16 protein-coding genes are annotated in these 19,170 nt (G+C 67.8%); 6 read left to right on the forward strand and 10 right to left on the reverse strand.

The features are described 5' to 3' along the window. The first annotated feature begins 356 nt into the window (after window positions 1-356). Window positions 357-7,100 (forward strand): NACHT and WD40 repeat domain-containing protein, encoded by a 6,744-nt coding sequence (locus ABD830_RS16750; RefSeq protein WP_344988049.1) that lies wholly within the window; start codon window positions 357-359, stop codon window positions 7,098-7,100. Window positions 7,101-7,165: 65 nt separating this feature from the next. Here the strand turns inward: ABD830_RS16750 and ABD830_RS16755 are convergent, their stop codons facing one another. Beyond that, window positions 7,166-7,963: a class I SAM-dependent methyltransferase gene (locus tag ABD830_RS16755; protein ID WP_344988051.1), complete on the reverse strand. Its 798-nt coding sequence runs from the start codon at window positions 7,961-7,963 to the stop codon at window positions 7,166-7,168. 400 nt (window positions 7,964-8,363) lie between these two features. On the opposite strand from ABD830_RS16755, the gene ABD830_RS54255 reads away from it, so the two are divergent. Next, entirely contained in the window at window positions 8,364-8,606 is a 243-nt protein-coding gene (locus ABD830_RS54255) for a transposase (protein ID WP_425567104.1), read from the forward strand. On the opposite strand, the gene ABD830_RS16760 is transcribed toward ABD830_RS54255, so the two are convergent. The 8 genes from ABD830_RS16760 to ABD830_RS16795 all read right to left on the reverse strand — a co-directional run bounded on the left by ABD830_RS16760 (window position 8,577) and on the right by ABD830_RS16795 (window position 14,669). Then, window positions 8,577-8,771 (reverse strand): hypothetical protein, encoded by a 195-nt coding sequence (locus ABD830_RS16760; RefSeq protein ID WP_344988053.1) that lies wholly within the window; start codon window positions 8,769-8,771, stop codon window positions 8,577-8,579. The genes ABD830_RS54255 and ABD830_RS16760 overlap by 30 nt on opposite strands. Window positions 8,772-8,810: 39 nt before the next feature. Then, the gene (locus ABD830_RS16765; RefSeq protein ID WP_344988054.1) at window positions 8,811-9,173 is read right to left on the reverse strand and encodes a hypothetical protein; all 363 of its coding nucleotides are present in this window, start codon (window positions 9,171-9,173) and stop codon (window positions 8,811-8,813) included. Between the two features lie 318 nt (window positions 9,174-9,491). Continuing rightward, entirely contained in the window at window positions 9,492-10,241 is a 750-nt protein-coding gene (locus tag ABD830_RS16770) for an aminoglycoside adenylyltransferase domain-containing protein (protein ID WP_344988055.1), read from the reverse strand. A gap of 533 nt (window positions 10,242-10,774) precedes the next feature. Continuing rightward, window positions 10,775-11,494: a hypothetical protein gene (locus tag ABD830_RS16775; RefSeq protein WP_344988056.1), complete on the reverse strand. Its 720-nt coding sequence runs from the start codon at window positions 11,492-11,494 to the stop codon at window positions 10,775-10,777. 37 nt (window positions 11,495-11,531) lie between these two features. Then, window positions 11,532-11,909: a hypothetical protein gene (locus ABD830_RS16780; RefSeq protein WP_344988058.1), complete on the reverse strand. Its 378-nt coding sequence runs from the start codon at window positions 11,907-11,909 to the stop codon at window positions 11,532-11,534. Between the two features lie 40 nt (window positions 11,910-11,949). Further along, complete coding sequence (locus tag ABD830_RS16785; protein WP_344988060.1) at window positions 11,950-12,741, reverse strand: DUF6461 domain-containing protein; 792 nt, start codon at window positions 12,739-12,741, stop codon at window positions 11,950-11,952. A gap of 246 nt (window positions 12,742-12,987) precedes the next feature. Next, window positions 12,988-13,779, reverse strand: a complete 792-nt coding sequence (locus tag ABD830_RS16790; RefSeq protein ID WP_344988062.1) for a TniQ family protein — start codon at window positions 13,777-13,779, stop codon at window positions 12,988-12,990. Between the two features lie 62 nt (window positions 13,780-13,841). Next, window positions 13,842-14,669, reverse strand: coding sequence for a helix-turn-helix transcriptional regulator (locus tag ABD830_RS16795; protein ID WP_344988064.1), 828 nt, complete (start codon window positions 14,667-14,669; stop codon window positions 13,842-13,844). 59 nt (window positions 14,670-14,728) lie between these two features. On the opposite strand from ABD830_RS16795, the gene ABD830_RS16800 reads away from it, so the two are divergent. Continuing rightward, window positions 14,729-15,463 carry a dienelactone hydrolase family protein gene (locus ABD830_RS16800; protein WP_344988066.1) on the forward strand — a complete coding sequence of 245 codons (735 nt, stop codon included), beginning with the start codon at window positions 14,729-14,731 and terminating at the stop codon, window positions 15,461-15,463. A gap of 28 nt (window positions 15,464-15,491) precedes the next feature. Here ABD830_RS16800 and ABD830_RS16805 read toward each other — a convergent pair whose 3' ends face one another. Next, a complete protein-coding gene (locus ABD830_RS16805; protein WP_344988068.1) occupies window positions 15,492-16,562 on the reverse strand; it encodes an epimerase in 1,071 nt (356 codons plus the stop codon). Between the two features lie 371 nt (window positions 16,563-16,933). Between ABD830_RS16805 and ABD830_RS16810 the strand changes: the two genes are divergently transcribed. From ABD830_RS16810 to ABD830_RS16820, 3 genes are all read left to right on the forward strand, one after another. Then, the gene (locus ABD830_RS16810) at window positions 16,934-17,137 is read left to right on the forward strand and encodes a ferredoxin (RefSeq protein WP_344988070.1); all 204 of its coding nucleotides are present in this window, start codon (window positions 16,934-16,936) and stop codon (window positions 17,135-17,137) included. Continuing rightward, window positions 17,134-18,408 carry a cytochrome P450 gene (locus tag ABD830_RS16815; RefSeq protein WP_344988072.1) on the forward strand — a complete coding sequence of 425 codons (1,275 nt, stop codon included), beginning with the start codon at window positions 17,134-17,136 and terminating at the stop codon, window positions 18,406-18,408. The genes ABD830_RS16810 and ABD830_RS16815 overlap by 4 nt, the downstream gene beginning before the upstream one ends. Window positions 18,409-18,501: 93 nt before the next feature. Then, the gene (locus ABD830_RS16820; protein WP_344988074.1) at window positions 18,502-19,125 is read left to right on the forward strand and encodes a GNAT family N-acetyltransferase; all 624 of its coding nucleotides are present in this window, start codon (window positions 18,502-18,504) and stop codon (window positions 19,123-19,125) included. Window positions 19,126-19,170 lie beyond the last annotated feature (45 nt).

Raw genomic sequence — 19,170 nt, forward strand, 5'->3', positions numbered from 1 at the left:
CTCCAGGCTTCTTGGCCGGCGACTATCGCTCTCATCCGCCATCTATCGTTCACAGCCTCAAGGGGCTGCTGCCAAGTCCGCTGACAGCTTGCGCCGGGTCAGCCTCGCCCCAGCAGGTAGCCGGTGGCCACGGCCCGACCGCGCCGCCTACGTGGCACGTCGGCTCAGGCTGTCACCGGTCCCGACCTGACCGAGTAGACATCCCTGTCGTCATGGTTGACGCGGTGAACCAGCGCGCGGCCTGGGCGGCCAAACGCCTCCGCCCCCGGCTCAGCCTGACCCTGTGCGGGCGTCAGACCGGGTGGGCTCAGCGCACCGGTTCACAAACCGCCCTGCGGCAGTGGAGGATCAGGGACATGGCGAAAGAGTACCGGTATGCCGACGCCGTCAGGCTCCTGGGCGGTGCGGATCCGGCGGTCGCGACGATCGACCTGTGGCTCAGCGTCGGCACACTCGGACTCTGGGACATGATCGACGCCAAACAACAGTTCGTCCAGGTGGGCAACGCTCTGCTCGGCCGGTGGCGCGAGTGGCGCGCCGGCCGCGAGTGGCACAGCCGGACCGAACGCATCGAGGCCGCACACACGATCCTCGTCATCACGGCGTTCTTCGAGGCGCTCGACGCCATCGATCTGCCGTTCAGCGCCCAGGACCTGCGAATGAGCAAGGAGGAGCAGACGGAGCTGGCCCGGCGTTCGGGCCTTGACCTGTCACATGGCCTCGCCTGTCCTTCGCCCTACCTTCCTTTCGAGCAGGCCAAGCAGGCTGTCCTCGGGTTCTATGAGAGGTGCGGCCATCGCCTGCGGTCGTTCCTCAGAGGGCTGCGGGTCTGGGACGAACTGGCGCCGTCGGAGCGGGAGAAGATCATCGCCCAGCTCGAGCGGACGCTGCCGAAGGCGGCGGTCCGTCGTTACGAGGACCGCTACCGGAGCTTGGCGCTCGACGTCCCGGAGTTCGCGCTCTGGGTGGGGATGATCGAACATCAGGCGACGAGAGCGGGTCTGTCCGAGCTCGAGCGGCTGCTGTCACTGGTCAGCTCGGGTGCCGCGCTCCCGAACCAGTTGACCACCCTGAGCAGGCTCCACCGCGCGGCCTTGAAGGAACCGCTGGCGGCGACGAGGGGATCGGATGAGACGGCCACCGCAGCGCGGCTGCCGACCGTCGAGGAGGCCTACATGACGCCTCGCTTCCGTGCGGGCGAGGTGCGCCACTCCACCAACCCAAGCGTCGAGGCATGGTGGGAGGATCTGGAGGTCCGTGAGGACCTGCCTCGATTCCTGGCCGGCTTTCTCACCCGATCCACGGCGAGCGAGGTGCCGTTCGTCATTCTCGGCCAACCCGGCGCGGGCAAGTCCTTGCTGACCAAGGTCCTGGCCGCCCGGCTACCGGAGGGGCGGTACCTGCCGGTTCGGGTGCCGTTGCGGGAGGTGGCGGCGAACGCTGACATCCAAGAGCAGATCGAGCAGGCCGTCTACCGGCTCAGCGGTGAGCGGCTGGAATGGCCGGCTCTGGCCAGGAGCGCCGTGGGCGTCCTGCCTGTGGTCCTGCTCGACGGCTTCGACGAACTGCTGCAGGCGACAGGGGTGCGCCAGTCCGACTACCTCGAAAAGGTGGCCAGGTTCCAGCGCCGCGAGATCGACGCAGGTCGGGCGGTCGCCGTCGTCATCACCTCGCGTACGGCTGTCGCGGATCGGACCGCGTTCGTCCCTGGCACTGTGGTCGCCCGGCTCGAGCCCTTCAGCGAGGCGCAGATCGACCGGTGGCTGACCGCGTGGAACGCCAAGAACGACGCCTACTTCGCCGGCCGGCGGATCAAGCCGCTCGCTCTCGACGTCGCGCTCGCCCAGCGGGCCTTGGCCGAGCAACCGCTGCTTCTGCTGATGCTCGCCCTGTACGACGCCGACGGGAACGCACTGAGCAAAGACGTGGCGGAGTTCCGGCAGACCGAGCTCTACGAGCGGCTGATGCGTCGATTCGTGGAGCGCGAGCTGGAGAAGGCCTGCCCGCGCGACCAGGTACCGGCCTTTCTCGAACGGGAGATGCTGCACCTGTCGTACGTGGCGTTCGCGATGTTCAACCGGGGCCGCCAGTGGGTGACCACAGCCGAACTGGACCAGGATCTGTCAGGACTGGAATTTCCCGCACAGGTCCGGACCGGCACCTTCGCCACTCCGCTCACGGCCGGGGAACTCTCCGTCGCGAAGTTCTTCTTCATCCACCGTGCCCAGGCCACCCGCGACCACGACGTGGTGCAGACCTATGAGTTCCTGCATGCCACTTTCGGCGAGTATCTCATCGCCCGGCTCATCATCACGCTGCTGGCCGACCTGGCGGTCAAGGAATCGGGCCTGGTGGTGACCGAGGTCGACGACGCGCTGCTGCAGACGCTGTTGTCATGGTCGGCATTGTCGTCTCGTACCACCATCGTCTCCTTCCTGCGGGAACTGGTCGAGACGAAGGGGGCCGGGGATCGCTGGGGTGAACTCGTCGTACGGCTGTTCCGCCGGTTGGACACGCGTTTGCGCGTGCCGTACCCGAACTACCGCCCGGGGACGGCGGGCCTTGCCCGGCGTCACGCCTACCACTCCGCCAACCTGATGATGATCGCACTGGCGTGCGAGGGCGTTCTCAGGGCCGGTGCGTTGCTTCCGGGGCACGAGGATCCGCTCACCGAGTGGCGGCGCCATGCGTTGCTGTGGCGCTCGCAGTGCGCGGCCGGCGAATGGGCGAGTCTGAGCAACACCGTGCAGGTGGACCTCGTCTCGTCCCAGGACGGCGCCTGGGACCTCGAGCTGAGGCTCGACTTGAGTGGCAGGACGCAGCCGCCGGTCCCTGTCGGCTGGATGGAGAACGCGCCGCTCAGCGACCATTCCTCCGCTGATGCACGGGCGATCTGGCATGGCGTCTTCCTCCCTCCCCGATCGCCTTCCGTCGAGGCCGCGCCCGAGGCGTCGCCGGGGTATCCGGAGCCGGCTGCCGAGGCGCCGAACCTGCTGCTGGACCGCGTCGCCGAGGTGTGCGAGGCCCGGCACGAACGCGCCACGATCCGCAAGGTGACGGCCGAGCCCCCGTACCTGCTGATCACCGTCCCGGAGGACGGATTCGTTCGCCAGTATCTCATCGGCGCTCACCTCGGCCGGGTGGCCGAGACCGATGTGGAGGCGTTCCTGCGGCACGTGCACGCCGCCGTGCCTGGGCCGGGATCCGAACTGGTCTATCAGGGGCCGGCGCCGGCCGACGAGGTGCGCGACTACGCCACGCGCAGAGGGATCAGGCTACGCAGCTTCATCGAGTTCCAGGGGCTGCTGGACCTGTCGGACTATGTGATGGAGCAGACCAGACGGCTGCGCTCCGACAGACGCTACCCGCCCGGCCTGTACGTGCCGCAGCGGTGGCATGCCGTGGACCAGCCCGGTTCGGTCGTCAGCGAGGACCTGGTCGGGGAGCTGATGCGGCTGCTGGCCGCCGACCACGGGCGGTTCACTCTGGTGCTGGGCGACTTCGGTCGCGGCAAGACGTTCGCGCTGCGCGAGCTGGCCCGGCGCATCCCGGGCGAGGTGCCGCACCTCACACCGATCTTCATCGAACTGCGCGCCCTGGAAAAGGCGCAGTCCGTGGACGCGATGGTGGCGGCGCACCTGGCCGCGCACGGTGTGAAGCTCATCGATCTCAACGCGTTCCGCTACCTGCTGCGGGAGGGGCGGATCGTGCTGTTGTTCGACGGCTTCGACGAGCTGGTGACGCGAGTGAGCTACGAACGGGCGGCCGATCACCTGGGGACGCTGCTCGCCGTGGCCGAGGGCAAGACCAAGATCGTGGTGACCAGCCGCACCCAGCACTTCAGGTCACACGGTCAGGTCCTCACAGCCATGGGCGAGATGGTGGGGGTCCTGCCGCAGCGGCGGGTGCTGAGCGTGGAGGATTTCACGCCGGCGCAGGTGCGGGCGTACTTGCTCAACCGGTACGGCGACGAGGCGGCCGCCGAGGACCGATTCGCGCTGATTGGCGGCATTTCGGATCTGCTGGGCCTCGCTCAGAACCCGCGCATGCTCAGCCTGGTCGCCGACTTGCCCGGCGAGCGGCTGCGCATGGTGGCCACGGCGGGCGGCGCGATCAGCCCCGCCGGACTGTACGAGGAGATCCTGAGCTCGTGGCTGGCGTTCGAGGAGCACCGGGTCAGGGTCCCGGGCTCGGCGGCGGCGCTGAGCATCGAGGAGCTGTGGCAGGCGGTGACGGCGCTGGCGTTGCGGTTGTGGGAGTCCGGTGAGTCACTGCTGGGCGTGGAGGAGCTGACCGAGATCGGCGAGACGCTGACCGACCTGGCCGGCGGGCGGGTGTCGGCCGCGCACGCGGCTCACGCGGTGGGGTCAGGCAGCCTGCTCGTGCGGACCGAGGAAGGCATGTTCGGGTTCATCCATTTCTCGGTGCTGGAATGGCTGATCGCCCGGTACATTGCTTCCGGAGATCTCGCGCCGCTGTCGCACCGGTCGCTGTCGGCGCTCACGGTGGAGTTCCTGTGCGACCTGGCCGACGTGCGGTGGCTACTGGCCTGGGTAAGGCGGACGCTGGCCGATGCGGACGCCGACGACATCTCGCGGTCGAACGCAGTGAAGATCTCTATCCGCCTGCGCGAGCCCGCCACCGCCGACCTCCGGGGTGCTCTGCTCAGCGGCGAGGACCTGTCGTACCGGGATTTGTCCGGCGTCGACCTGAGCGGGGCGGATCTCACCGACGCTCAGCTCGTGGGGACCAACCTGGCGCGGGCGGTGCTGCGAGATGCCCGGCTCGTGGGCGCCCGGCTGGACGAGGCCGTTCTGACCGGGGCCGACCTGCGGGGGGCGGATCTCACCCGGGCCAGGCTGGCCCGGGCCGACCTGCGTGACATCGTGACCGAGGGCAGCCGTTGGGACGGCGCGGCGCTGATCGGGGTGACCGCCTCACCTACGCTGGCCGGCGACCCCGCACTGCACGGCGCCGCGATCGCGCCGGATGAGCCGATTGCCGCCGAGGTGGCGCCCGCACTGCTCGGCGTGTCGTACGGCTATCACCCTCAGAGCAGCCGCCTGCCCGAGCCGATCGCCTACCACCCCGACGGCAACACTCTGGCCGTGGGCAGCGACGACGGTGGCGTGCTCATCTGCGACGCCGTCTCCGGGGCGCCATTGCGCACCCTGCACGGGCACCGGGGGCGGGTCTACAAGACCGCGTACAGCGCCGGCGTGCTGGTCACCGGCGCCGCCGACGGCACGGTCCGCCTGTGGGACCCGGCCGCCGGAGAGTGCCTGCGGGTGTTCACCGGGCATCCCGAGGGCGTCTGGCCGGTCGTGCTCAGCCCGTCCGGTGAGCTGGTGGTGGCCGGTGGCGCCGACGGCGTGGCGCACGTGTGGTCGGTGCGCACCGGGGAACAGGTGGCTGCCCTGCCCGGCCACACCTCCCCCCTTCACACGGCCGTGTTCGCCGATGACCTGGTGGTGACCGGCGATGCCGACGGCGTGATCCGGGTTTGGGAACTAGGCGCCGGCCGCGTGCGGCACGAGCTCGCCGGTGACCACGGCGCGGTCTATCGGCTGTTGCTCAGCCCGGACGGGCGGCTCCTGGCCGCCGGCGACAGCGAGGGCGTGGTCCGCCTGTGGGACCCGCACGAAGGCTCGCTCATGCGGGAGTTCCGCGGGCACACGGGCTCGGTCTTCACTCTGTCCTTCGATCCCACCGGGCGGCTGCTGGCCTCAGGAGACGCCATGGGCGCGATCCGGCTGTGGGACGTGGCCGGCAACCCTACCCGTGAGGCTCTGCCGGGTCACGACACCGCCGTCCATCAGGTCCTGTTCAGCCCCGACGGGGAGGTGCTGGCCAGTGGCGACTCGGGCGGAGTGGTGAGGCTTCATCGACTCGGCGGCGGGCGGGTGGAGCTGAACGGGCACGCCGGCTCCGTGTGGCCGTTCGCGTTCCGGCCCGACGGCGGGCAGCTCGCCACCACCGGCGACGACGGCACCGTACGGCTGTGGGACGCGGTCACCGGCCAATGTCGGCGGGTCCTGCGCGGGCACGGCCGGCGGATCTCGTCGGTGCACTTCAGCGCGGACGGCTCGATGCTGGCGACCAGCGGCAACGACGGCGTCGTGCGCGTGTGGGAGCCGCGCACCGGGGAACGGCTGCGGGAGTTCACCGGCACCTCCAACCGCCTGGCCTCGGCGGTGTTCTCCCCTGCCGGGCCGTTGCTGGCCACCTCGAGCAACGACGGGGAGGTGCACCTCTGGGACGCCACCACGGGTCATCACGAACGCGAGATCAACGCCGGGACCGACCAGATCTGGGCCGAGGCGTTCAGCCCCGACGGCACCATGCTGGCCACTGCCAATGACGACGACTGCGTCAAGATCTGGCACCGCCCGACCGGACGGCTGGTGGCCGACCTGACAGACCACCGCGGGCGCGTGCGCTCGATCGCGTTCAACCCCGATGGGCGGCTCGTCGCCACCGGCTGCGACGACCGTCTCGTACGGCTGTGGGACGCTGAATCCGGCACGTTGCGTACCTGGCTGACCGGCCACGACGACCGCGTCTACGCAGTCGCCTTTCACCCGTCGGGAGACCGGCTGGCCAGCGCCGGCATCGACGGCACGGCCCGCATCTGGGACGTGACCACGGGCGAGTGCCTCGCCGTGCTCCGGGAGGGGGCCGAACGGCTGTGGGCGGCCGACTTCAGCCCGGATGGGTCGTTGCTCGCCACAGCCTGCGACGACCACGTGGTGCGCCTGTGGGATCCGGTGTCGGGTCGCCGGCTCCATACACTGACTGGGCACACCCGGCGCGTGTCTGCGGTGGCCTTCTCGCCGTCCGGCGATCTCCTGGCCAGCGCCGGCGATGACGGCGGCGTCATCGTGTGGGACGTCGGTTCCGGCGCGCCGCCGGCGCGGCGTGCCACCCTGCTCGGCCTGCCGGACGGCTGGGTCGCGTTGAGCCCCGACGGCCGCTACAAGCAGATGGGTGAGGCGTCCGGCCAGTTCTGGTTCGTCGTCGGCATGCGCCGGTTCGAGCCTGGCGAGCTCGACGCATACCTTCCCTCGGTCCGGCAGGTCCCGCTGAACGAGCCCTTCTAGATCAATTGTGGTGACTGCGCGTTTTCAGCGGGCGATTCCCGAACTGAAGCGCTCAGTCACACTGCTCAAACCGCTTGCCCTCTGGGAACCAGGAGCGCGGCTTCGAGAACGAAGAACAAGAAGCACAGGAACCTCGTACGGGTGGGCTCGATCTCGCGGAGTTCCTCGGGGAACAGTTCGCGGGCTTCCGGCGCAAACGGCGGTTCGCTGATGACGCTGATGCGAAAGCCCGCCGCGGTGAAGGCTTCGGTCATCGCGTGCAGGGGCCGGTCCCAGAAGCGCATCTGGACGGTCTGCCCGCCCATGGTCCATTCGTCGGTCCGGCTGCGGGTCTCGAAGTACTTGGGCTTCTCCCCGGCCATGTGCTGAAAGAGAGCGACGCTGAAAGGATGGTCGACCGAGACGAGGAGTCTGCCACCAGGCTTCAGCACGCGTCGCAGCTCGGCCAGGGTCGGTCCCCAGTCTTCCAGGTAGTGCAGCACCAGGGACGCGATGACGTCGTCGAACGCCTCATCGGGGAAGGGCAGTGGGCCGGCCAGGTCGGCGACCTGCAGATCCGCGTCGGCGCCCAGCCGGCGTCGGGCCTGCTCCAGCATCCCGGCGCTCGCATCGACGCCGGTCACGATGGCACCTCGATCGCGCAGCTCGGCGAACAGGGGACCCGAGCCGCAGCCGGCGTCGAGGATGCGCCGGCCGGCCACATTCCCGGCGAGCTCCAGCATCGCGGGCCGCTCGTAGTACGCGTTTGCGAGGCTCGTCGCGTTCTCGGCCGCGTACCCCTCGGCGATCATGTCATAGGTGTTGAGTGCGGAGGGGTTTGCGGCCTCAACGTGATCTTCGGGCGTGGTAGGCATGCGGGCCATTTTGGCCCAGCAGTCTCGACGGCACAGACAAACGGCAGATCTGGATCAAGCATGCAAACGGCCTGACATCCCTCTCGCCGGCGAAGACAGCAGATCGAGCCGGACGGAAGCAGCCTCTCCTCGCTCCTCGTATGCGCGGAACTCGCTAACTCAAGCGCACATCCGCCGACTCAGGCGCTCAGTCAGACCCGCCTGGCGGAAACGCGGGGCCACCTATCGTTCCCAGACGGGCCAACCAGGGCCTGTTCGGGGTTCGGATCACGAGGGGTTGTGGATTCGTCTGCGCGGTGCGGTCCGGCCCTGATAAGCCATGGGCATGGCGCGTGGCGACCTCACGGACGAGGAATGGGCGTTGATCGAGCCTCATCTGCCGCTGGGTGAGTGAGGCCCGATCCCGGATCTGCGGCAGCAGTTCAACGCGGTGATGTGGCGCTTTCGCTCGGGCAGTCCGTGGCGGGGCCTGCCCGCGGAGTACGGCTCGTGGTCCACGGCCTATGACCGGTTCCGGATATGGGCGAGTGCGGGCGTCTTCCAGCAGTTGATGCAAGCGGCGATCGGCGAGGCCGCGGCCCGCGGACAGGCCTCGATCATCCCGGGTCGTCATCAGACATGGTCACCGAGAAGCGACCGGACCGCTGTATAGGCCCGTGATCAGGAGAGCTTTGCCGTCCGCCACTGCCACCCGGATCATTCCCGCGGAATGCTCAGGACGGTTCTCCATGACCGGGAGCTCGTCGTATCCGTCGACGAGGTAGGCCTGCCGGTAAACGTCGTGGAGATCGAACGATACGGTCCGCGCGGTGGTCATGCCGCCAAGAATACGATCATGAGCTGACATTCCCATGGTCTAGGCACCACGGGCGTCCGACGCCTCCCGGGCAGCGAGGAATTCATCCAGCAGCGTGAAGAGGACCTCGATAACCTTGGCTTCCTCTTCGCGGGACAGATCCCACCGCTCCCACCCATCAGGGAGAGCGATATGACGCACTTGGCCATGCCAGCCGTGGTTGCAGTCCTGGCCTCGCCGAGCTACCAGCCACTCCCGCCAGCCATGCAGGCCAGGACCTCCATGCCGCAGCGCGTGCTGATCATAGCCGTCCAGAAACCCTTCCACCCCAGCGAGTCTCGCCCCCGCCACGAACATGCCCAACCGCTTGGCCACGAAAGCGAAGTATTCGCGTTCACTCATCGCCGCCAGGTCCGTCGTCACCGATCCTCCTCCCGACGCCACCGCCAACCTGATCTTGATGACAAGTATCGCTGGCAGGTGACAACTATCTCCATGCCTCGCGTCGTTGAAGATGACAGCGGGGCTTGTGGCCGACCTGGACGCTGTCATTTAGATCAGCGCCTCATCAGGCCGTCCGAGCGACATTCAAGATGACAGTGCGGCCCAAATATTGTTCGGTAGTTGGTTGGGGTAGTCCTTCAACTGCCCTGCTCCGAGAGATCGCTGAACCGGATCATTCATCTCATCCCGCCGGGCGCATAATCATGGAATTCCACGTCGGCGGAGCCGGAGGCGGCGTCATGCCGATGTTTCCACGATCCTAGAGAGAATCCAGTGAACGAATCGCTTGACCTCGCGTGAGTCGAACTCGGTAGCGGGTAGGCATCGCTGGCGCTCAAGGGCCGACTGGACCAACTCATGGCCCGTCATCGACACGCGGTGGAGCGCCCACTGGCCACCGTCGATTTTGGACACGAGTGTGCCATCCGTTGCGAACCGCCAGGCACGACATGCATTGAGCACTGCGTATTCACCGGGTGCGTGTTCGGCAGCCCAGCGCAACTCGGCCACCAATTGGGCCATGACCAGATCATGGGCGACTGGAGCGAATACCTCGGCCGGGGCTCGGCCGGGTCCGACCAGGCGACCAGCCTGGTGGCATACGGCAAAGTGCAACACCAAGTCGGGGTCTCCCCCGTGCCCGTGACCGTCGACGACCTTGGTGTCGTCGGGCGCTGTGGTGACATGGAGCTCGAATGGCGGCTGTGTCTTGGGGCGAAGGGTGACCGGGAGGGTAACGACGCTCAGTTCCAGCCCGCGAGCAGGGCAAGGCAGGCGATCGTTGCTTAGCCGTCCTGCAGCGGCTGCCTGTTCATCTGTCGTCATGGGATGCGCACAGACGACAAGGACGTCGATGTCGCTGCGTCGCGCGTCGAAGCCACCGAGCACTGCGGAGCCATGAAGATAGACGCCCACCAGGCGCGAACCAAGCACCGCGGCCATCGCGGATGCGACGTCTCTGACGTAGTGGTCTGACAGAGAATCCATGATCGGGACTATAGAAGGCCGTAAAACTACCGACACGTTCGACGTCACACGTCTGCTCGTCCAGGCCGGGGGCTTCTCGCGGCATGGCGGCCGCGAAATGCTGTAGCAGCTTCCCAGGGCCGTAGTCCTTCGTCGGCCAGGAGCAGCGCAGCCTCGGGCAGGTCCAGGTCTTCGACAGCCTCGATCGCCCTGCACGTCTCCGGCGTCGTAACGACGCCGTACGCCAGTGAACGGACATCGCTTGACGCTCCCTACATCCAGCCCTATTGCCTCGGCCATCGTCCACGGCGGGCATCCGTTCCACAGGGCCATCCGATCGACCCACGACCAGAACGACTCGCCGTGCGCCCGTGCCACCACCAACGCCAGCCGCCGAGGCCAGACCCCCATGCCCTCCTCCATCCGTCCGGGACACCTGTCTGGCGTCGCTGAAGATGACAGCGGGGCCTGCGGCTGACCTGGGCACTGTCATTTCGACTGGTGTCGAAATACCGGCATTCGCGTCATCGAAGTTGGCAGTTCCCAGCCGAAGATCAAGTGTGGAGGAGTTCGGACTCGGCAGGCGCGTCGAGCCATCGGCGCAGCGCGGTTGCGGCCTCGGCGATGTCGTCGGCGCCCATTCGCCAGTGCAGTGCGGTTCCTCCCTGCTGTCGGAAGGCGGCGCAGTTGTCCTCTCGGTCATCAATCAGCAGCGCGTCGTGGAAGGTCATGCCGCGTCGGCTCAGCCAAGGCCAGAAGAATGTGACGGGATCTTCGCTCTTGAATGCTGCGACGTCGCTGGAACAGATCATGTCGTCGCAGACGAAGGCCCACTGGGCCAGCGTTGCTGCCGAACGGTGGCCTGCCGGACGCCGGGTCTTGCGTACCCGCCTGAAAGTGTCGGCGAAGCAGTCCATGTTGTCGGTGGCCACGACGATCGAGGCACTCGTCTTGACCTCGCGGAGCAGCTTGAACAGCGGAACGTTGACCCTCATCCGGGCGCAGTCGGTCAGGAGCCGGCGCTGGAGGAAGTCGTCGCGGAACCGGCGGTCCAGCTTGATGCCCAGGCCTGCGATGACCTGAGCGGAGGACAACTCGCCCTTCATCCAGGCGTGGACCCCCTCGCCGGTGAAGACCGGCGCAAGGCTCTCCACGAGTTGTGAGTGAAGCGGATGCCGGGCGTTGTCTCGGATGGACGCCCAGAAGGGATCGCGGGAAAGCACACCGTGCCAATCAACGAATACCACCTTCTCTGGGAACGGCACTTGCTTCATCGCCTTGTTTCCACCCGTTGGCGAGCATGTTGCGGCATCAGTGAATCTGAACGCCGTGCGCCTGAAGCCGAGAGATGATCAGCTCTCGGAGCTCGCGTTTCTGAGCGGCTCTGTCGTGATGTCCCACACGGTCACCGGATGCAGCCCAGCGCTCGAGAACGTCGATCGCGAGCAGCCATGGGGCGATTGTGAGTTCGGGTTTCACGACCTCGTCCGGTGGCGGCCACGAACCGGAGCCCGGAACACCGGGCGTCCAATGAGCGATCTGATCCCAACCGGCCCTGCGGATGCTGCGCGCAAGATCGGCCTGTCGGCGATCGCCATCTACTGTCTCGACGCTGGCGTCATTGTCCATGGATGCGTCGATGAGCCCCCACTGGCGGAGAGACATTGCGATGATCAGGCCGGCGCTCATGTTGGCATGGTGCCGAGATCACGAAGGGTGGTCAAGGTGATCAGTAGGCCCCCGGTATGGCGGCGCCAAGGGCAGGGCGGCGCAGGTGCTGTGGGGTGATCACGACGCCGGTGATCCGGCTGGCGATTGCCAGGGCCGCCGGGATGGGGTTGTCGATGCGGTCGTCGGCGGCTGGATCAATCCCGAGCTCACGAAGGTGTCGATTGAGCCGGTCAGGATCCGCGCCACGCCTCTCGATGGGGAAGGTGGGGTTGATGTCGGTGAGGTATTCACCGTCTACGGCGTAGGCGAGGCGGTGCCGGGCGGCGTAGTCATGGCGCATCACCGCCACGGCTTCTCCGCCGTCGTGGGATAGAGGGCAGAGGGCCTCCATGTGTGAGGCTCGCCAGCCGCAGTCCTCGATGGCGATCGTCCAGTCCTCGATTCGCCTCACGGTGATGATCTCCGGCCCTTCCGGCTGGGAGTAGTCCTCGTCCGTGATGACCCGGATGTCCTCGTCTGCGGCCCCGATCCGGCGAAGCACCTCATGCTCGTCCAGTCCGCGAACGAAGACGATGGTGTAGATGTCGCCGAGCCCGCAGCCTTTTTCCCACCTGTAATCTTCTGGCGACGCGCCGGGAGTTCTCGCGGTGGCGTGGACCATCTCAAACGTGCTCGCCTGCTCGAGGATTTCGGGATGGGCGGCGAAGAAGGCATCGGTGATTTCTGGAGCTATCCGGCCACGCTCACTGACCGGGTAGCCGTTCGCTTCTGCCCAGTCCCGGATCTGAGTGCGGCCGAGCTCGGGCGTCCGGTAGGTGACGCGGAGGGGGGTGAAGTCGGCATCGGACATGATCAGAAACTACCGATAGATTTGATGCCCTGTCTGCCCTGCGCTTCTCCCGGCGGGCCGGCCCTGAGGCGATGTAACCCTCTCCCAGGGGCGTAGTCCTTCACCGGCCAAGAGCAGAGCAGCGCTGCCTCGGGCAGGTCTAGGTCGTCGACGGTTTCGGCCAGGTGCAGGTGATGAGGCGCGCCGGGTTCACAGAGGGCGAGCGGTTTGAGCAGTGCCGGGTCGACGTATCTGATCTTGAGGTGGTCAAGGATCCGGTTGGTGACCGCGGTGCCAGAGGGTGCCGGCCCAGGGGTCGTAGCGGCGCTGGTCCATGAAGGAGCGCAGCGCGTCCAGCAGGGTGCCGGTGAAGCTGAGCTCGTCGATGATGAGTATCGCGGCGGCGCTGAGCAGCGGGCCGGGCTGGTAGGAGAGCAGTTCGGGGCAGCGCGGGCAGAGATCCACCAGCAGCGTCCGATGCGCGGGACAAACCGCAGCCCAGCCCAGCTTCCACCAGACCGGCCGCACGCCGCCCGAAGCCGCCAGGCACGCGGGGCATACCCGGCTGCCGAAGAACTGCACCCACTCACGGCCCTCGGCCCGGCGCACTGACTCCTCGTCGCCCACGCGGACACCTGCCAGATCCAAGACCGAGCCGTCGAACACCTCCAGATGCATCCCACGCACTGTCTCGGAGCTCACGCCTGTGGCGGCCTCGACAGCTCTGCGCGTCTCCGGTTTCGTGACGACGCCGTTCGCCAGCGATCGGACGTCACTCGCCGCGTGTACATCCAGCCCCAACGCCTCGACCATCGCCCACAGCGGACATCCGTTCCGCAGTGCCATCCGATCCACCCATGACGCGAACGACTCGCCGAACGCCGGTGCCATCACCAGCGCCAGCCGCCGAGGACAGACCGCAGGCATCTCCCGGTGAGGCTGTGAACGATAGATGGCCAATCTGGGAGCGGGCGGCCGGCGGCCATCAAGTCGCTGGAGGGGCCCAAGGCTCACATGGGTGTAGCTCGTTCTGGGGGAGCGGCTGAGCTGGGAATTCATGGTGGGGGGTGGCCAGATGGGCGGCGTTGCCAGGGACGGCCATGTGCCACGTCCGCTTTCCCTCAGTCGACCGCGCCTGCCGCCGAGTAAGTGACGAGGGTCTGATCGGGGTTGTCTGCGAGTTGCAGCACGACGTGGCTGTAGTTGAGTGGCCCGAGTCTTGGATGGCGGAGCTTCTTCGATCCGTTGCCCACCGCCGCGACGTCATGCCGCGGCCACCACTGCCGGATCTCCTCGCTGTCCGCCTTCAACTCCTCGATCAGGGCCGCGAAGCCAGGATCGTCTGGGTGCCTGGCCGCCGCCAGCCGGAACCGGCCGAGCATGGCCCGGGCCTCCGGTTCCCATTCGAGATACACCGTTCGGGCGTGCGGCGCGGTGAACATCCAGCGCACGAGGTTGCGCTCGCCCGCAGCCGGTGCGTCCCAGTCGGCGAACAGTTCACGCGCGGCGGGGTTGGAAGCCAGCACGTCCCAGCGGCGTCCCTTGACGATCGTCGGGAACGGCTGGAGCCGCTGTACCAGGGCGACCGCTTCGGGATCGATCCACTCCGCCGGTGCCGCGGCGGCCGCAGCACCGAGCCCATCCTCACCGCCGCGAGCCAGCACCCGCAGGTACTGTCGTTCTGCGCCGGACATCCGCAGCGCGTCGGCCAGGGCGTCCAGCACCTGAGCCGAGGGCCGCACAGGTCGGCCCTGCTCGAGGAACGTGTAGTACGTAACGGACATGTTGGCCAGCAGCGCGACCTCCTCGCGGCGCAGTCCCGCCGTGCGCCGGCGGCTTCCGGCAGGCAGACCGACATCGCTGGGACGCAGGCGCTCGCGCCGGGACCGGAGCAACTGCCCCAGGGCCTGCAGATCACCGATTGCTGGCATAAAGCGCAGCCTAGTCATGCCAGTACCAGTAACAGGCTGCTCTGGTTACCAGTTTCGGCCTCGCCCATGCTGGACCCATGACGATCATCCCGGAAACCATCACCATCCCCGTGGCCGACGGCACCTCCTTGCCCGCCTACCTGGCCCGCCCGGCCGGCCGCGCCGCCCCGGTCGCGGTGATCGTGGCGCACGAGCTCTTCGCGGTGAACCCCGACATCCGGGGCGTGGCCGATGCCTTGGCGCAGGCCGGGTACCTGACCCTCGTGCCGGAGTTCTATCACCGGCACGCCGAACCCGGCCGCTGGCTCGAACGCACCGACGCTGGGCGCCGAGAAGGATTTGCCCTCCTGCATCAGTTGCGCCGACAGGACGCCCTGGCCGATGTGGAGGCCTGCCTGAGCTGGCTGGGCGCGCAGCCAGACATTCAGCGAACCGCGATGATCGGCTTCAGCGCCGGGGGCCACCTGGCCTACCTGGCAGCCTGCCGACTGCCGATCAGCCACACCGCCGTGCTGTACGGCGGCTGGCTGCCCACCACCGATATCCCGATGAGCCGGCCCACCCCCACTCTCGACCTGACCCCTGGGATCAGCGGCCGACTGATCTACCTGGTCGGCGAGGACGACACACTGATCGACGCGGGCCAGCGCGGCCAGATCCGCGGCGCACTGGAGCAGGCCGGCGTTGAGCACGAACTGGTCGTTTACCCCGACGTCGGTCACGCGTTCTTCTGGCCCGGCACGCCGGCCTTCGACCAGAAGGCCCGAGACCACGCCTGGAACCGGATCCTGAGCCTGCTCGCTAATTCTTGAGACTCCCTCAGAACGAGCTACACCCGGCTCACATAGTGGATCCAGGCCCGCCGCGCAGGCGTCGCACGAGGTCGTCGGCGGCCTCCGGCCACTGCGGAAAGTCGAACGCGAAGCCCGCTTCGAGCAGGCGGCCGGGGACGACGCGGCGACTTTTCAACAGGAGTTCGGTATCCGAGCGCAGCGCGAACGCGCCGAGCTCGGCCATCCACTTCGTTGCGGGCAGGCCCACCGGAACACCCAACGCGGCGCGCAGCACGCGCATGAACGTACGTTGCGGTACAGGGACAGGAGCGGCGAGGTTCACCGGCCCGGCGAGGTCATCCCGGTCGGTCAGGAACTCGACGGCGCGGACGAAGTCGCGGTCATAAATCCAGGACACGTATTGCCCACCGCCGGCGACCGGGCCGCCAAGTCCGAGGTGCACGAGCCGCAGCAAGACGTCGAAGACGCCGCCGCGGTCGGGGCTCATCACCATGGCAGCGCGCATGCTGACCTTGCGCGTGTGCGGGGTTTCGGTTTGCTCCTGCGCCCGCTCCCACGCTTTCGCGATCTCAACGCTGTAGGCCCAGTAGCCCGGCACGCCCGGTTCGGTGCCGCCCAGCACGCCGGTCACCTCGTCGTTGGGGGCGTCGAAGCGGTGGGCGTAGACGGTGGCGGTGCTCATCTGCAACCAGACCCGGGGAGGCCGTACGGCGGCCGCGACCGCCTCACCCACCACCCGGGCGGAATGCACCCGCGAATCCATCATGGCCCGCAGATTGTCCGGCGTGTAGCGACAGTTGACACTGCGTCCGGCCAGGTTGATCACGACGTCGCTACCGTCGATCTCCTTCGCCCAGGGGCCAAGCGTCTCGGCATCCCAGTGGACGTCGCGATCGCGCACCGGCCGCCTGGTCAGGATCACAACGTCATGGCCCGCGGCGGCCAGCGCGCGACGGAGGATGGTGCCTACCTGCCCGGTTCCCCCGGGTATCACGATCTTCATCCGGCTTCCCCCCAAGGCGAATGGGACAAGCCTAGCGCGCTGGCTGAACACGTTCAAAAGCGGCTCATACCGCGACAGCAGTTCGGTGCCACAGGCCTCGATCGCGTCCAGCACAGGATCGGTGAGGGTCCGTTCCGCAGGGCCATCCGATCGACCCACGACGCGAACGACTCACCGGACGCCGGTGGCACCACCAACGCCAGCCGCCGTGGCCAGACCGCCGCCATCCCGGTTCGAACCTCCTGCCGTACATGCCGCTACTGCCAACTTCGATGGCGCGCTTCCATGTCCACTTCCAGTTGCCGCGACGGACTGTCGTCTTCAAAGCCGTCAGACAACAACACCCGCCCCGCGGCCCCAAGCCTTGACATATCAAATGAACGGTTTTTTGATATCGCCATAAGCCGCACCACAGGCCCCGAATCGGCGTCTAATGGAACGGAGATGACCACAGAGTCAGGCGAGACCCAGACAGGAACGAGGCAATGAGAGTACTGATCGACTCCGGCCGTTGTCAGGGACACGGCCGCTGCTACGACCTCGCCCCCGACGTGTTCGGCGAGGACGACGAAGGCTACGGGACGGTCATCGGCGACGGCTCCGTCTCGCCGGGCGAGGAGCCTCATGCGCGCCTGGCCGCGTCCAACTGCCCCGAGCGGGCGATCGACATCGAGGGGGCCGCGCGATGACCGTGGACGACCGCTTCGGTGAAGACCTCGAAGAGACGCGCAGGGAACGGTTCCTCAACGGCCACCGGACCGAGATCGTCACGGATCCCGTCTCCGACTGGGCGACCGACTTCTCCCACGTCGATCCGCAGTGGGCGGCCGACCCGTACTCGATCCAGGACGACCTGCGGCAGCGCTGCCCGATAGCGCACACCGAGCGGTTCGGGGGCGTGTGGCTGCCCACCCGCTACGAGGACGTGGCGGCGATCGCGTACGACACCGAGAGCTTCACCTCCCGGGCGATCGTCGTGAGCAACTTCAAGCCGCCCAAGGACCTCGCTCCGGTGGGCCCCGTACCACCGATCTCCTCGGACCCGCCCTTCCACCACGACGCGCGCAAGCTGCTGCTGCCGGCCTTCACCAAGACCGCCGTCGCCAGGCTGGAGCCGGCGACCAGGGCGTTCTGCCACCAGCTCATCGACGCGTTCGAGGGGCGGGACGTCGTCGACGCCGCCCGTGACTACGCCCAGCACATCCCGACGCGGGTCATCGCCGACATGCTCGGCTTCCCGCAGGAGGACGCGCCGATGTTCGGCGAGTTCGTCGAGAGCTCGCTCGAAAGCATCAACCGGCCGCCGGAGGAGCGCATCGAGCGGCTCACCCAGCTGACGGACTACCTGATCGCGCAGATCCGCGACCACGTCGACAACCCCCGCGACGACCTGACGACCTACCTTCTCAACGCCGAGCTGTTCGGGCAGAAGCTCGATCCCAACCACGTCATCGGCACGATCAACCTGCTGCTCATCGCCGGCATCGACACGACCTGGAGCGCCATCGGGGCGTCGTTGTGGCACCTGGCCAAGACGCCCGCCGACCGCGAGCGCCTGGTGGCCGAGCCCGGGCTGCTGCCGACCGCGATGGAGGAGTTCCTGCGGGCCTACGCGCCGGTCACGATGGCGCGGCTGGTCAGGGAGGACGTGCGCTGGAACGGCGTGGACATGAAGGCCGACGACTGGGTGCTGCTGCCGTTCCCGGCGGCCAACCGCGACCCGGCCCAGTTCGACCGGGCGGGCGAGGTGGTCATCGACCGCGAGGTCAACCGGCACGCCGCCTTCGGCCTGGGCATCCATCGCTGCGTCGGCTCCCATTTGGCCCGCATGGAGCTCCGCGTCGCCCTCGAGGTCTGGCTCGAACGCGTCCCGGACTTCACCCTCGAAGACCCCTCGGCCGTCACCTGGGCCGCCAGCCAGGTCCGCGGTCCCCGTACGCTGCCGATCCGCATCGGCTGATCCGAGCAGCCGTAAAGTTCTGACGCCGCGGAACTCACGAGCTCCCCGCAATACGGAAGGGGAACGTCCGGAACGGGGCCTAGCATGCCGGGCATGACTGAGGACACCGTTCCGGACACCATCGCGGCCGAGCAGGTGACCGTCGTCCCCGCCAACGAGGCGTCCTGGGACGACCTGGCCGCGATCTTCGGCACCGACGCGGGCCGGTGCCAGTGCCAGAGGTTCAAGGTGGTCGGCTGGATCTGGCGCGATTCCACGCAGGAGCAGCGGACCGCGATGCTCCGGGCGCAGACCGCCTGCGGCGATCCGGACGCCGTGGCCACCAGCGGGCTGGTGGCGTACGTCGGGAACGAGCCCGCCGGCTGGGTCGCGGTCGAGCCGCGGACGGCCTATCCCAAGCTGCGTACCTCTCGTGTCCCGTGGGCCGGCCGCTCCGAGGACAAGGACGACGACGGTGTCTGGGCGGTGACCTGCCTCGTGATCCGCAAACGCTATCGGGGCCGCGGCCTGACCTATCCCCTCGCCCAGGCCACGATCGGCTTCGCCCGTGAGCACGGAGCGCGGGCGCTCGAGGCGTACCCGATGATCACGCAGCCGGGCAAGGAGATCACCTGGGGCGAGCTGCACGTGGGAGCCCGTCAGGTCTTCGAGGAGGCCGGGTTCGAGGAGGTCAGCCACCCCACCGTACGGCGGGTGGTCATGCGGGTGGACCTCTGACCGACCTTCTGACCGAGCATCAGACGACAGGGCGACGCGCGGCGA

Source organism: Nonomuraea helvata (assembly GCF_039535785.1).
In the GTDB taxonomy this organism is placed as follows: Bacteria; Actinomycetota; Actinomycetes; order Streptosporangiales; family Streptosporangiaceae; genus Nonomuraea; species Nonomuraea helvata.

What these genes read in the sequence shown, in the direction of transcription:
- ABD830_RS16750 (WP_344988049.1), top strand. Translation starts at nt 357, where the DNA reads ATGGCGAAAGAGTACCGGTATGCCGACGCCGTCAGGCTCCTGGGCGGT.
- ABD830_RS16755 (WP_344988051.1), bottom strand. Translation starts at nt 7,963, where the DNA reads ATGGCCCGCATGCCTACCACGCCCGAAGATCACGTTGAGGCCGCAAAC.
- ABD830_RS16760 (WP_344988053.1), bottom strand. Translation starts at nt 8,771, where the DNA reads ATGACCACCGCGCGGACCGTATCGTTCGATCTCCACGACGTTTACCGG.
- ABD830_RS16770 (WP_344988055.1), bottom strand. Translation starts at nt 10,241, where the DNA reads ATGGATTCTCTGTCAGACCACTACGTCAGAGACGTCGCATCCGCGATG.
- ABD830_RS16775 (WP_344988056.1), bottom strand. Translation starts at nt 11,494, where the DNA reads ATGAAGCAAGTGCCGTTCCCAGAGAAGGTGGTATTCGTTGATTGGCAC.
- ABD830_RS16780 (WP_344988058.1), bottom strand. Translation starts at nt 11,909, where the DNA reads ATGAGCGCCGGCCTGATCATCGCAATGTCTCTCCGCCAGTGGGGGCTC.
- ABD830_RS16785 (WP_344988060.1), bottom strand. Translation starts at nt 12,741, where the DNA reads ATGTCCGATGCCGACTTCACCCCCCTCCGCGTCACCTACCGGACGCCC.
- ABD830_RS16790 (WP_344988062.1), bottom strand. Translation starts at nt 13,779, where the DNA reads ATGAATTCCCAGCTCAGCCGCTCCCCCAGAACGAGCTACACCCATGTG.
- ABD830_RS16795 (WP_344988064.1), bottom strand. Translation starts at nt 14,669, where the DNA reads ATGACTAGGCTGCGCTTTATGCCAGCAATCGGTGATCTGCAGGCCCTG.
- ABD830_RS16800 (WP_344988066.1), top strand. Translation starts at nt 14,729, where the DNA reads ATGACGATCATCCCGGAAACCATCACCATCCCCGTGGCCGACGGCACC.
- ABD830_RS16810 (WP_344988070.1), top strand. Translation starts at nt 16,934, where the DNA reads ATGAGAGTACTGATCGACTCCGGCCGTTGTCAGGGACACGGCCGCTGC.
- ABD830_RS16815 (WP_344988072.1), top strand. Translation starts at nt 17,134, where the DNA reads ATGACCGTGGACGACCGCTTCGGTGAAGACCTCGAAGAGACGCGCAGG.
- ABD830_RS16820 (WP_344988074.1), top strand. Translation starts at nt 18,502, where the DNA reads ATGACTGAGGACACCGTTCCGGACACCATCGCGGCCGAGCAGGTGACC.